Source organism: Mycoplasma imitans ATCC 51306, assembly GCF_000518305.1.
In the GTDB taxonomy this organism is placed as follows: Bacteria; Bacillota_I; Bacilli_A; order Mycoplasmatales; family Mycoplasmoidaceae; genus Mycoplasmoides; species Mycoplasmoides imitans.
Window position 1 is genome coordinate 1 of the sequence record NZ_JADI01000009.1, and the last position, 14,249, is coordinate 14,249.

Sequence of the window (14,249 nt, forward strand, 5' to 3'; positions counted from 1 at the left end):
TGTTTCATTTGTTCGTCTTTTGAATTCATTTTTGTTTACCGTTTATAAAATTATATTAACCTTTCTTTTTTGAGTTAATTAATTGTTTTACACAAAATTGAATTCGGTGCCGGGCAGTGTGTACTAAATAAAACAATTAACTATAACTTTTGAAATCGGTTTTACTATTGATTTAAAAAATATATTTAATTTGATCAATGTTTAAACTTGCTAAATAATTAGATAGAAGAAATAACTTTTTAGACAAAAACACATTTGATTTTTACCAAAATAATTTGTATAAATGTTTTATGAAAATATTTAAAATCACCGGTAAAAAATAGTTTTTCTATGATTTAATGAATTAATAAAATTTTGTTATTGACAATTAAAAAAAATCCATCTTGGATGGATTTTTTATAATCATTGTTCAATCGTTAATTATTTCTTTCTTCTTGATCTAGAATCGAGATAAATTCTTCATATCCTGATTTTTGTAATTCTTCATAAGGAATGAATTTTAGTGAAGCAGAGTTGATACAATATCTTAATCCGCCCTTATCTATAGGTCCATCTGTAAACACGTGACCTAGGTGACTATCAGAGTTTTTAGCACGCACTTCAACTCTGATCATATTATGAGATAGATCTTTTACTTCTTTAATTAATTCTTTAGTAATCGGGCGACTAAATGCGGGTCAACCACAACCTGATTCGTATTTATCAGTTGATAAGAATAACGGTTCGCCACTAGTAATATCTACATAAATGCCTTTTTTAAAATGTTTATCGTATTCATTAGTATATGGTCGTTCTGTTGCGGCATTTTGGCTTACTTCGAATTGTAATGGTGTTAATTCTTTTTTAAGAACTTCGATTGGTTTTTTCTCGTATTTTTTCATAATCTAATTTTGTATTAGAATGATTATGGAATAAAAAAAATTAATCTTTGAAACAATGCTGTTCAAAGATTAATTTTGTTATTAGATATGATCTAGAATTATAAGTGGTTTAATCCTGCTTTTTCTTCTTTAGCTTCATCATTAATCGCTACTTCGGTAGTAATTAGTAAAGCTGCTACAGAACAAGCTTTTTCTAAAGCAGTTTTGGTTACTTTAGTTGGATCAATAATTCCATTATTAATCATGTCAACAAATTCGTTTGTTTCAGCATTGTAACCATAGCCAGGTTGTTTGCTATTAATAATGTTATTAATGATCTTTGAACTATTTTGCCCAGCGTTTTCAATAATTTGACGTGCTGGTGCTGTTAGTGATGATCTTACGATCTCATAACCTAAAGCGATTTCAGGGTTTGATTCTTTAACTTGTTTTAGCACCTCAATTGCGTTCATTAAAGCAATTCCGCCACCAGCTACGATTCCTTCTTCAACTGCAGCTTTAGTTGAGTTTAGTGCATCTTCAATTCTTAGCTTTAATTCTTTTTGTGCAACTTCAGTAGCACCACCAACGTGAATTACAGCAACGCCGTTTGATAAGTTAGCAATTCTTTTACTTACACGTTCCTTGTCGTATTTTGAAGTTAAGTTATTTAACTTAGCTTTTAGACTGTTTAAGTATTTAGCTAAAACATCTTTATGGCAAGCGCCATTAATTACTGTAGTTTTATCTTTTGAGATAATCACTTTTTCAGCTGAACCTAATTTATTCAGATCGATATCTTTAAACTCGATTCCAGCTGTACTATCTACTAAAACAGTATTAACACTAATAGCTAAATCTTCTAGTGTGCTTTTTTGTGCTTCACCAAATTCTGAACACTTAACGCTAACAACATTTAATGTTCCGCGTAATTTATTAATTGCTAATGCAGTTACTACATCTTCAGCAATATCACTAGCAACAATTAACAATGGTGTACTGCTTTCAACACTTGCTTCAAGCAATGGTAAGATCTCTTTAACGGTGTTGATCTTATTTTGTGAAACTAAGATTCTTGGATTAGCTAATTCACATAGCATCTTTTCAGAATCGCTCACCATATAAGGTGAAGAATAACCACCCTTAAATTCTAGACCATCAGTGGTATCTAAAGTAGTATCAAATGATTTTGCATCATCAATCGAAATTACTCCGCTTGGTCCAACGATGTCCATTGCCTTAGCAATTAGTTCTCCAATAAATTTAGAACCTGATGAAATTGCACCAACTTGAGTAATTTCATCGATTGATTTGATTGGTTTTGAAACACTTGTTAAGTATTCTGATATTAATTTAGCTGCATTTTCAATCCCAATTCTCAAGTTAACAGGATTAGTGCCGTTATTAATTGCTTCAATCGCTTTATTTACAATTTCTTGGGTTAAGATTGTTGCTGTTGTTGTTCCATCACCAGCAATATCATTAGTTGAAATTGCTGCTTCAGCAATCAGCTTAGCACCCATATTTTCAACTGGGTCTTTTAATTCGATCTCTTTTGCGATCGTTACTCCATCATTAACAATTAGTGGAGCACCGTATTTTTTTTCGATTAAAGCATTTCTTCCCTTAGGTCCTGCTGTAATCTTTACTGCTTTAGCTAGTTTGTTAATTCCATCTAGCAATTTATTTCTAGCTTGTTGTTCAAAAGTTAATTGTTTAGCCATTATCTAATTACCCCAATAATTTCTTCATAACCTAAGATCTTATAAGTCTTATCATTTACCACGATCTCAGTTCCTGAATATTCCTTAAAATAAACAAGATCGTTAAGGTTGATCTTAAAGTCAACCTTTTGTTGTTTAGCATAATTGATTCCATCACCTAAAGCAACTACTTTACCTTTGGTTGATGTTGCTTTATCAGGATTGTGAGTTGAGATAACAATTCCCAATTTTGAAGTTTTTTCTTCAGTTAAAACTTCAACTAAAACGTTGTCGTGTAGTGGTTTAATATTCATATTTGATTTATTTTAATAATACAAAGTTAGTCTTATTATCTGGTTTAATTTCGAACTGTTCAGAGTAGTGTAAGATTGCTTTTTTAGCAACTAATTGGTAGTTAGCTAACGCTTTATTTAAATCATCCACTTTGTAAGTGAATACCCCATAATCAATACCATGACCTGTATATACGTTAATATCATCAGTCACAATGATCACACTAGCAGCTAGTTTTGCATTAGATAATGCAAAGATCTCATCTCGATTGTTTGTAAAGTGTACTAAGAAATGAGTTGAGAAGTCTTCGTTTTCAATCTCACGGTTAGGACAGATCTTTTTAGCAATCTCAAGTACTTTTTCACCAAAAGTAGTTTTGCAAATATCAGTCATTGGGAAGTAGTGAGTGATTGCGCGTTTGTAGTCAAATAACAATTCAGATTGTTTGTTAATCTTTTTCATTGTTTCAACTGCAATAATTGGATACATCCCATTAGCAGTTTCACCTGATAACATTGTTGCATCACAACCACGTTCAACCGCAAAGAACACGTCAGTTACTTCAGCGCGAGTTGGTTGAACATTCTTCTCTAGTGAGTCTAGCATCTGAGTTGCTACAATTACACGTTTGTTTTTAAAGCGACAAGCTTTAATAATATATTTTTCCCAGTAAGGTACTTCGTAATAAGGGATCTCTAACCCTAAATCACCACGAGCTACCATAATACCATCACTAACTTCGATAATTTCATCTAAGTTTTCAATCGCGTGACGGGTCTCAACCTTAGCAATAACTTGAACGTGTTCCATATTGTATTGCTTTAAGATCGCTTTAATCTCATAGATATCATCAGCACTATTTACAAATGATGCCGCAATATAATCTACTTTTTGTTTTAAACCAAAGGTAATATCGCTATAATCTTTTTGTGATAAAAATGGAATTGAGTATTTTGCGTTTGGTAAGTTAATACGTTTTTTTGTTACAATTTTGTGTTCGTTTTTAGCGATCACTCTAACATATGAGAAGTCATCAGCAATCTCAATTACTTGTAAAGTTAATTTACCATCATCAACTAATACGATTGAACCTAAAGATAAATCCTTAGCCATATTGTATTTTTTAGATGAATCAGATACTGAAAACTCATTAGAATTACCTAAGATCTCGCGGTTAGTATAAATCTTTACGATCTGATCTTTCTTAATTACGTTATTAGTTTCTGAAATTTGGTTTAATCTAATTTCAGGACCGTTAGTATCTAACATAATTGAGATAGGTAAGTTCAATTCATTAGCCACAGATCTAGCTAAAATAATTCTTACAGCTTGTTCTTCTTGATTACCGTGAGAGAAGTTCAAACGAATCGTACTAACACCGTTTAAGAATAGTTGCTTTAAATTATCTTTAGCTTTTTGAACGATATCTTGTTTTGATGGATCTTCTAGATCAGCTAAGCTAAATAATTTATAAGTGATTGAAGGACCACAAGTAGCAACAATCTTTGTCTTTTTTAAAAAGTTTAAATCGAATTTTTTATGTTTGTTCATATTATTTAATTAAAAACCACCGTTTATTCTATTGCTTAGATTAATCAATTTGATTCTTGAAGGGTTAGATTTACTTAATGCTTCTTGGAAATTGTAAGCAACAATTTCATCACCCTTTAATCCTAAAACCACACCATATTGTTGTTCATTAATGCATTCAAATGCTTTAATTGCAAATTTCATTGCTAAGATTCGTTCCATTGGTGTTGGTAACTGACCACGTTGACCGTAAGTTAGGATATTAATATTTGTTTTAATCCCTAATTGATCGTTGATTTGCTTAGCAATCGTTTTTAAGCTATCACGGCCATCTTCACCATAAATATGCTCACATACAATTACAGTAAATGTGCGTTTTTTATCTTCGAGCATTCTTTTAGCAGCTAGATTAACAATTTCCTGAGTCGTTTTAATATTTTCAGGTGTAATAACTAAATCGGCTTTAGTCGCTAAAGCTGCATAAACTGATAAATCTCCACAGTGACGACCCATTACTTCAGAGATCGATACACGGTTATGTGATACACTTGTAGAAATAATGTCTTGAATTGTTCTAGTGATGTGTTCAAGTGCTGAATAAAACCCGATCGTATAATCTGATGAAGATACGTCATTATCAATCGTTCCAGGCATTGCGATAACATTAACACCCATTTCTGATAATAATTTTGCACCTTGATAAGAACCATCTCCACCAATTACAACTAGTGTTTCAATTCTTTTTGCTTTTAAATTATTAACTGCTTTTTTTCTTACTTCTAGATCTTTAAATTCAACTAATCGTGATGAATAAATAAATGTCCCAGAATCAAAAAAGTGATCGATAACTTCTTGTTGATTAGCAGGAACGATCTGATCTTCTACTAACCCTTTATAACCTTCATATACTAAATAAGGTTGGATATTATTAATAATTGCTTGCTGAACTAAACCATAGATCGCAGCATTCATTCCAGGTGAATCTCCCCCAGAAGTTAAGATCGCAATTCGTTGCGTTTGTGTGGCCATAATATAGTATTTTTAATCCTTATAAAATTATAAATAATTTATTTGTTATCAAACATTAAGCTCAACAATTCTTCTTTAGTGATTGTACCTAAATACAACGATAGATCAAACTGATTTAACACCTTGCTAACACTTTGATAATCAAACTTGGTATTAACTAGTTTTTGTTCAATCTCATCAATCTGTTTGACACTTAAGAAGTCACCATTAAATTTAATTGCTTTAATTAATCCTTGATCGGTATTAAGACTTAGTTCTAACTCACCTCCACTAAAACGTTTTTTATTGTTGAATTTATATTCTTGTGATGAACCATAGATTCATTCTCAAGTCTTAAAATGATTGTTAGCGCGATCATGGATCCATTGTTTGGCTTTTTGATCTAAAACTATCTGTTTTAGATCATACTTTTTAAAGTAAAACTTTATTAGTTCATCAATAAATCAAGCAACTGGTTTTTTCTCATCCAAATGATCAATGATATTTGTTACTCGTTTTTTAATCGAATCAATACCTTTTGCTTCAATCTTTGATTTATCAACATGAAGGTAGTTGGCTAACTTACTCATGTCTGTGTTATATAGTAACGTTCCGTGATGTAAGATTTTATCTTGGTAAAGATATTGCGCGGTTCCTGAAAACTTCATTCCATCGATCTCTAGATCGTTTCGACCTTTAAAGGTCGCATTGATCTTTAAAGAATTTAAGAATTCAATAATTGGTTGGGCAAAAAACTGGTAAGCATTTGCACGTTTTTCATCTAAATAATCGATGTAAGAGTAACAAATATTCCCCATATCTTGAAATACCGCACCTCCACCTGAAAAACGGCGGATTAGATTAACGTGATCTTTAGTCGTTTCATTTGTATTTATCTGAGCTAAAGTATTTTGATTACGACCAATAAAAATCGTGTTTGCGTTTTGTCAGATATAAATAATTGGTAAAGAAAGATTTAGGTGTTTTAAAAGATATTCTTCAGTAGCAGCGTTAATATAACAATCGTTTGAATCTGATAAGTAAAAATGAGCCATAATCTTAATTATTTAATAAAAAACCCTTATAAAAAGGGTCTTTTTAATATTATTTATTAGTTTTGGTGCTTTTTGTTAAAGTGCGTGTAAATTGCTTGTTTAGCACATTCTGAGATCACTTCAGCAACTGTTGGGTGTGGGTGAATCGCTTGTTCTAATTCAAACACCGTTAGTTCGTTTTCCATTGCTAACGCAATTTCAGAGATCATATCACTTGCAGTTGAAGCGATTAATACACATCCTAAGATCTCACCATATTTCTTACCAAACATAAATTTGATGAAACCTTCAGTTGATCCATCAGCAATCGCTTTACCATTAACAGCCATTGGCATCTTAGAAACAACGTATTCGATATTTTTATCTTTTAGTTGTTGTTCTGTATAACCAATTGTTGCAACTTCTGGGTAAGTGTAGATACAACCAGGAGTTTTTAATGGCGCTACTTCTCTAGGTTTACGTCCTAAGATTACATCCACTGCATAAACTGCATGGTGGTAAGCGTAATGCGCTAACATTACTTGACCAGCAGCATCACCGATTACATAGATAGAATCAGTTGATGTTTGTAGTTTATCATTTAACTTGATGCGACCGCGTTCATCTCTAGCAACATTGAATGAACCAAATACTTGATCATTAACTACACGTCCTACAGATTCTAGAATGTATTGAGAAGGTAATTGGTAAGCTGTACCTTTTTCTTCGTAGATAATCGCATTATTTTGATAACCTAAAATTTTTGCGTTATACACTATGTTAATGCCTAATGATTTAACTCTTTTAGCTATAAAATCACTAGCATCCTGATCTAATGTTTCGCATAAACTATCAACTGCTTGTAAAATTGTTACTTTCGTACCAAATGAAGCGTACAATGTAGCAAATTCGATCCCAATTACACCTCCACCAATCACAACTAATGATTGAGGAATTTGTGGCAATTCAAGTGCTCTAGTTGAATCAATGATCACACCATCAGCACGTCCTTGATCAAAGCCTGGAAGTGGTAATTTTCTTGGAGAAGAACCTGTAGCAACGATAATGTTTTTAGCAGTAATATTTTGGTTATTCACACTTACAGTGTTTCCATCGATAATTCTTGCTTCACCAACGATCGTATCAGCTTTAGCAACCTTTAAGATTGTTTTAACTCCATTAACTAACTTGTTAACAACACTTTCTTTTCTTTTTTGGATATTTGCTCAGTTAACAGATAGTTGATTACTTCCTAAGTCTAATCCGTATTCAGCTGCTTTTTCTACGTAATGTTTTACTTTTGAAGATTGTAATAATGTCTTAGTTGGGATACAACCAACATTTAAACAAACTCCACCATAAGTTCCACGTTCAATTACTAAGGTCTTTAAACCATTTTTTGCAGCGTGTTCACCCGCTACATAACCACCAGGTCCAGCCCCGATTACAATAAGATCGTAATTATACATATATAACTCCAGTTATTAGATTAGTAAACCGTCTAAGTCTTCAATAATATCTTTTAGGGTTTTTGCAAATCTACCGATATCCGCACCATCAATTCATCTGTGGTCAGCAGCTACAGTAATAGGCATAATTTGCTTAACTACGATTTGATTTTCAGGAGTTCTTGTTAATTTTTCTTCTACAGTACCAGGAGCTACGATTGCAACTTCAGGGAATTTAATAATTGGAGTACCGAATAATGCACCAATTGAACCAAAGTTTGTAACACTGATTGTACCATCAGCTAAATCAGCTAAACCGATCTTCTTAGAACGAGCTTTTTCAGCTAAAGCGCTTACTTCTTTAGCAATTTCAATAACTGATTTGTCTTGAGCTGATTTAATGTTTGGAACCATTAAACCATCAGCAGTATCAACAGCAACACCTAAATTAATCTTTTTCTTTAATACCAATCTGTTATTAGTTTTGTCGTAGTGAGAGTTGAACACTGGGTGAGCTTGAACAGCTTTTGTAACAGCTTTTAGAATAAATGGTAAGAATGATAACTTAACACCATAAGTAGTTTGTACAGCGTCCTTAACTTGTTTACGGTATGAAACTAATTTAGTTACATCAAAATTGAAAGTTAAAACTGTTGCAGGAATTTCTTCGTGAGCAGTAGTCATTGCTTTTGCAATTGCTTTTCTGATTGAAGTAATTTCTTTGTAACTTTCGTTAGCATCTGAATATGAACTTCCACATGATGAAGTTGCAGGTTGTTGAGTTGATGCGTATACATCGCTTGAGAACACCTTAGCACCATTAGCAGGAGTTACATTGTTTAAGTTAACTTTAAGATCACTAGCAACAGCTTGTGCTAAAGGAGTAGCTACTGGAACTGGAGTTGGAGCAGGAGCTGGAGTGCTTGATCCGCGTTGATCACCAAATAATCCGAATAAGGTATTTGAAACTTTAACTTCACCAACAACTGAAGCACCACCACTTGGAGCAGCTTCTGGTTCAAGAGCAGCTGGAGCTGGAGTTGGAGTTACAAATGCTGCAGGAGCTGGTGCAGCAGCTGGTGCAGGAGCAGCGCTACTATCACCATTTAAAACAAGCATTACTTCACCAACATGAACTGTTTGCCCAACTGAAGCAAGGATTGCAGTAACCTTACCACCTTCAGGAGCAGGTAAGTCAGTTGTAACCTTATCAGTTTCAACTGAAAACATTGGATCACCTTCTTTAATTGTGTCACCTACTTTTACATAGATTTCAGCAACTACACCTTCGTGTAATCCTTCACCAACGTCTGTAAATTTATATTCAAACATGTCTGTATTTGTCTTTCTTTAATATATTATGAAAATTCTATTGTTTATTATAAATTAAATATTTATTTCGCAGCTTTTTTACATAAATAAATATCGTTTCTATTAATTGGTTAGATTAATAAAAACGATAGATATTTTTAATAAAAAACTAAGCTAGTAATTCGTTAATTGCGTCGATTGTTCTTTGCTTTAAATCGAATTGGATTGCTTCACCTTTTGCTAAAGGAACAGTAATATCAAATCCAGTTACACGAACTGGAGCTTTCTTTAAGCTACTGTGAAGTGTTTCACTTACTTTAGCAATAATTTCAGCACTTACACTGAATGATTTAACAGCTTCGTGAACAACTAGTAAACGACCAGTTTTTTGTACTGAACCTAAAACTGTGTTTCAGTCAATTGGTGAGATAGTTCTTAAGTCGATTAATTCAATATCACCAGCTGGGTATTGGTTAACAATTTCTAAAGTATCAATTACGTTAGCACCGTAAGTTACGATTGTTAATTTGCTACCTTGTGTTAATACGTTAGCCTTACCAATTTCAACGATGTATTCACCTGCTGGAATTTCTTGCTTGAATGAACGGTACAACTTCTTAGGTTCAAAAAACACAACTGGGTCTGGATCGTTAATAGCAGCTAACATTAATCCCTTAGTATCATAAGGAGTACATGGCATAACAACCTTAACACCTGGAATGTGAGAATAGATTGCTTCTAATGATTCTGAGTGGTGCTCTAAAGCTTTAATACCACCACCCATAGGCATTCTAATTACCATTTGAGAGTGCAATTGACCTCTTGATCTGTTTCTAATTCTTGCAGCGTGACAGAATAATTGTTGCATTGCTAAGTAACTGAAACCAGAGAATTGAATTTCTACGATTGGCTTTAAACCAGCAAATGAAGCACCAACAGCAGCACCAGTCATAGCAGCTTCTGAGATTGGAGAATCCCAAACTCTGTCAGCACCGTGTTTTTGTTGTAGACCTTTAGTTGCTCTAAACACACCACCTTCAAAACCAGCATCTTGACCGTATAATACCACACTCTTATCTTTTGTAAGTGCGATATCTAAAGCGTTGTTTAAAGCTTCGATATTATTTACGATAATTTTATCACTCATTGTGTATATTCTCCAATTTAGAATTATTTATTTCCGAAGTATTTTTTAGCAATCGCTTTTTGTTCAACTAAATTTTGAGGTAAAGTAGCGTAAGTGTGGTCAAACACATCATCAACTGTAGTGTGAACGTGTTTTTGCATTACTTCGTATTCTTCAGCGATCTTAGCTTCGATTTGTTCGAACATTATTTTTTCTTTAGCTTCGTCTCATAGACCTTTAGCAGTTAAGAACTTCTTAATTCTTGCAATTGGGTCTGATTTCTTAGCTTCTTCTTCTTCTTGTTTAGTTCTGTAAATTGAAGGGTCATCTGAAGTTGTGTGAGGTCCTTGGCGGTAAGTTACGAATTCAACAAAGATTGGTCCCATACCACTTCTAGAATATTCAATAGCTTCTAGCATTGCATCATAACAAGCTAATAAGTCATTACCATCAACTCTTACTCTTGGCATATTAACTGCAATCGCTTTAGTTGATAGATCACTAACTGCACTTTCTAAGTGAGTTCTTGTAGAGATCGCAAATTGGTTGTTGTTTACACAGAAAACTGTTTGTCATTTGTGAATTGAAGCCATGTTCATTGCTTCATAGAATTCACCTTCAGCAGTACCACCATCACCGATGAATGTTACAGCAGCTGCTCTTTCTTTATTTTGTTTTAATGCATAACCAATACCTGCAGCTTGAGAATATTGAGCACCAATTGTAATGTTAATCGGGATAACTCTTACACCTTCATCAAATACGTTACCCTTTTCATTACCATTTCAGTAAAGCATTAATTGGTAAGGTTTAACACCTCTGTGAAGCATTAAAGCTCCTGATCTGAAAGCTGGTACTAATCAGTCTTTTTTAGTCATTGCAAGTGAAGTACCAATTTGAAGTGCTTCTTCACCTAGGTTAGGTGCTAATGTAAGCATCTTACCTGAACGTTGTCAAGTTAACATTTTTTTGTCAAGTTCTCTTGATAAGTTCATGTAGTAGTAAGCTTCAATAACTCTTTCATCTGATAGCTTTTGAACATAGCTAGGGTCGATAACGCGTCCTTCGTTATCAATTACTCTATGTAAAAGTTCAGGAATTTTGTTTTTAACAATGATTGCCATATTTATCTTGTTTTTCCTTAATTTCTTGGTTTAATTGTAATTTAAATATTTTTAACTTTATTATTTAATGCTTTGTTTGAAATAATTTAGTCCTAATGCTTGTAAAATCGCACTAATGATAAAGTTGAATGGTTTGTTGTAGTGAGGTAGGAAGAATACGTCAGCAAACGCAATATCAACTAATGTTAATTTTCTTTGGATTGCTAATGCTAAGAAGTAAATAACTTCAGAGTGATTGTTTTTAGTTGAACCTACTTGAGCACCTAATAATCTTAAAGATTTAGGATCAAATACTAATTTAATCTTAACTCGGTCATAAGTGTTCATTCATTCTGGTCGGTCTGCATCTTCAAAATATGAAACAGCTACATCAATACCGCGGATTTTAGCAACTTCTTCTGAAATACCAGTTGAAGATAAGTGGTGACCGAATACGTGAATTGCGTTTGTACCAACAACGTTTTCTAACTTAATGTTGTCCATACCATTAATGTGAGAAGCAGCTACTACACCAGTTTTAACTGCGTTAGTTGCTAAGTCAATGTTTTGGTATTCGCCAGTTGCTGCGTTCATAATTGCTGCAGCACCACCAATTGCATAAACGTCTTTAACAGATGTTTGACAGTATTGGTCGATGATTAAAGCACCATTTTTAACTTTGTGACCATCAGGTAATAATGATGTATTTGGTAAGAAACCGATACATTGAATTACTAAATCAGCTTCTACTTTAGTTTGAACACCATCTTTTTCTAAAGTAATTCCACGAATTACTTTCTTACCACCATCAGTATCAACTAAATACCCCATTACTTTAGTTCCACATCTAACGTCAACACCTTCTTTTTTCATTGTTGTCATTAGATCAGTACCAAATTCTTTGTCGAAGTAATTAGCTGCAGGTCTTGGTAACATATCAACTAATAATGTTTTCTTACCTCTTTGATGAGCAGCTTCAACTAATTCAACACCAATATAACCAGCACCGATTACAACTACGTTGTTAACATCAGGTTTTTTAAATTGGTCAATAATTTCTAAAGCGTGTTGGTAAGTTTTACAAGTTACTAAACCTTCGATTCCACCACAGTATTTTTGACTGTAATGAAGGCTAGCATCTGCTGTAGTAATTGGTCAAGAACCAGTTGCTAAGATTAACTTATCATAACCTTCTTCAAAAGTTGAGTTCTTAACTAAATCACGAACTACAACTACTTTTCTTTTGTGATCCACTGAAAGCACTTCGTGCTTCATGTGAACTTTTGCACCCATTGATTTAAGTTGTTCTGGGTTTGAGTAGAACAGATCAGTTGTATCTTTAACTACACCACTAACAGCTAAAGCAATACCACATCCTAAGAAAGAGATATTGTCATTGCGGTCGAATGCTACTACATCTAATTTAGGATTTTCCGCTAGCATCGTACGAATAGCAGACGTACCAGCGTGGTTAATTCCTACTACAATAACTTTCATTTTTTATGTTTATCCTTGTGAATTCTATTTTGATAATAGACACAATAAATATAATTTATTATTATTTTTCACTTAACTTTTTTTCAAATCAAAGTGTGAAATTGGTAAAAGTATCTACCACCTTATTTTCTTTTATATTATATATTGACAAATAAAATAATTTATTTAGACAAACGAACTACATCACGCATAATCATGATTTCTTCATTTGTTCTTACTTGATATACTGCTACAGCGCTCTTATCATCTGATAGTTTGCGACAATCTGGATATTTTTGTTCAAAGGCTTTAGGATCTAATGACACCTTTAATAGGTGAACTTTTTTCATTACTTCCTGAACAATTAAACTTGCGTTTTCACCAACACCTGCAGTGAATATAATACCATCAATTGGCGCATTAATTTGGTTAGCATACTTAACAATGTAATCTGCCACTCTTTGAGTGTAGATGTCTACAGTTAATTGAGTCTTAGGTAAGTTACCAGTTACATCTCTCATATCTGCATAGTTCGCTAAACCTAATAGACCAGATTTTTTATTCAGATCGTCAATTACTTGATCTAAAGTTTTATTAGTTTGCTTTGCAATGTATTGAACTACAGATGGGTCAATATCACCACTTCTAGTACCCATTACCAAACCTTCTAATGGAGTGAAACCCATTGAAGTGTTGATTGATTTTGAGTCTTTGATTGCTGCAATTGAAGCACCATTACCTAAGTGACAAATTACTAAATTTACCGCTTTTTTATTTAATAATTGTTCAAAACGCTTAGTTACATAACGATAGCTTGTACCATGGTAACCATAACGTCTAACTAGATGTTTTTCTTTTCATTCTGCTGGTATTGCATATTGATATGCAACAGCTGGCATAGTTGTGTGGAATGAAGTATCAAACACTGCTACATTTTTAGCAGACGGAATCAACTTTTGTACTACTGCAATTACATCAGCTTCTGGCTTGTTGTGTAATGGTGCTAGTTTTGCTAACTCATAGATTTTATCTAATACTTCAGGAGTAATTAAAGTTGAGTCAGTTCAATAAGCACCTTGTACCACGCGGTGACCGACACCAACAATTTCATTTAAATCTTTAATTACTTTATGTTTTTTTAATGATTCTAATAGATGACTTAATGCTTCTTTGTGAGTAGGAAAATTTGCATTACCCTCATCTTTAGATCCATCTTCAAATTCATATTTAAAAGCGCCATCAATAAAGATTCTTTCACATAAACCTTTAGCTAATACTTTTTCACTAGCATCGTATAATTGAAACTTGATTGAACTTGATCCAGCGTTAATTACTAAGATTTTATTCATTGCTATC

The 14,249-nt window shown here is 33.1% G+C and carries 12 protein-coding genes; all 12 read right to left on the bottom strand.

The annotated features are described in order from the left end of the window. Nucleotides 1-416: 416 nt before the first annotated feature. On the bottom strand, nt 417-881 hold the full coding sequence (gene msrB, locus P690_RS0101355; protein WP_027122007.1) for a peptide-methionine (R)-S-oxide reductase MsrB: 465 nt from the start codon (nt 879-881) through the stop codon (nt 417-419). A 98-nt stretch (nt 882-979) separates the two neighbouring features. Further along, nucleotides 980-2,584, bottom strand: coding sequence for a chaperonin GroEL (groL, locus tag P690_RS0101360; RefSeq protein ID WP_027122008.1), 1,605 nt, complete (start codon nt 2,582-2,584; stop codon nt 980-982). Continuing rightward, nucleotides 2,584-2,877, bottom strand: coding sequence for a co-chaperone GroES (locus tag P690_RS0101365; protein WP_027122009.1), 294 nt, complete (start codon nt 2,875-2,877; stop codon nt 2,584-2,586). The genes groL and P690_RS0101365 overlap by 1 nt, the downstream gene beginning before the upstream one ends. A gap of 7 nt (nt 2,878-2,884) precedes the next feature. Beyond that, nucleotides 2,885-4,408, bottom strand: a complete 1,524-nt coding sequence (gene pyk / locus P690_RS0101370; protein WP_027122010.1) for a pyruvate kinase — start codon at nt 4,406-4,408, stop codon at nt 2,885-2,887. Between the two features lie 9 nt (nt 4,409-4,417). Then, nucleotides 4,418-5,416 carry an ATP-dependent 6-phosphofructokinase gene (locus P690_RS0101375; RefSeq protein ID WP_027122011.1) on the bottom strand — a complete coding sequence of 333 codons (999 nt, stop codon included), beginning with the start codon at nt 5,414-5,416 and terminating at the stop codon, nt 4,418-4,420. 38 nt (nt 5,417-5,454) lie between these two features. Beyond that, nucleotides 5,455-6,450, bottom strand: coding sequence for a lipoate--protein ligase (locus P690_RS0101380; protein ID WP_027122012.1), 996 nt, complete (start codon nt 6,448-6,450; stop codon nt 5,455-5,457). A gap of 56 nt (nt 6,451-6,506) precedes the next feature. Next, nucleotides 6,507-7,898: a dihydrolipoyl dehydrogenase gene (gene lpdA / locus P690_RS0101385; RefSeq protein WP_036459501.1), complete on the bottom strand. Its 1,392-nt coding sequence runs from the start codon at nt 7,896-7,898 to the stop codon at nt 6,507-6,509. A gap of 15 nt (nt 7,899-7,913) precedes the next feature. Then, on the bottom strand, nt 7,914-9,209 hold the full coding sequence (locus tag P690_RS0101390) for a dihydrolipoamide acetyltransferase family protein (protein ID WP_027122014.1): 1,296 nt from the start codon (nt 9,207-9,209) through the stop codon (nt 7,914-7,916). A 148-nt stretch (nt 9,210-9,357) separates the two neighbouring features. Beyond that, nucleotides 9,358-10,335 carry an alpha-ketoacid dehydrogenase subunit beta gene (locus P690_RS0101395; protein WP_027122015.1) on the bottom strand — a complete coding sequence of 326 codons (978 nt, stop codon included), beginning with the start codon at nt 10,333-10,335 and terminating at the stop codon, nt 9,358-9,360. Nucleotides 10,336-10,358: 23 nt separating this feature from the next. Beyond that, on the bottom strand, nt 10,359-11,438 hold the full coding sequence (gene pdhA / locus P690_RS0101400) for a pyruvate dehydrogenase (acetyl-transferring) E1 component subunit alpha (protein WP_027122016.1): 1,080 nt from the start codon (nt 11,436-11,438) through the stop codon (nt 10,359-10,361). Nucleotides 11,439-11,498: 60 nt separating this feature from the next. Continuing rightward, nucleotides 11,499-12,914, bottom strand: a complete 1,416-nt coding sequence (locus P690_RS0101405) for an FAD-dependent oxidoreductase (RefSeq protein WP_027122017.1) — start codon at nt 12,912-12,914, stop codon at nt 11,499-11,501. A 161-nt stretch (nt 12,915-13,075) separates the two neighbouring features. Then, entirely contained in the window at nt 13,076-14,242 is a 1,167-nt protein-coding gene (locus P690_RS0101410; RefSeq protein ID WP_027122018.1) for an acetate kinase, read from the bottom strand. Nucleotides 14,243-14,249 lie beyond the last annotated feature (7 nt).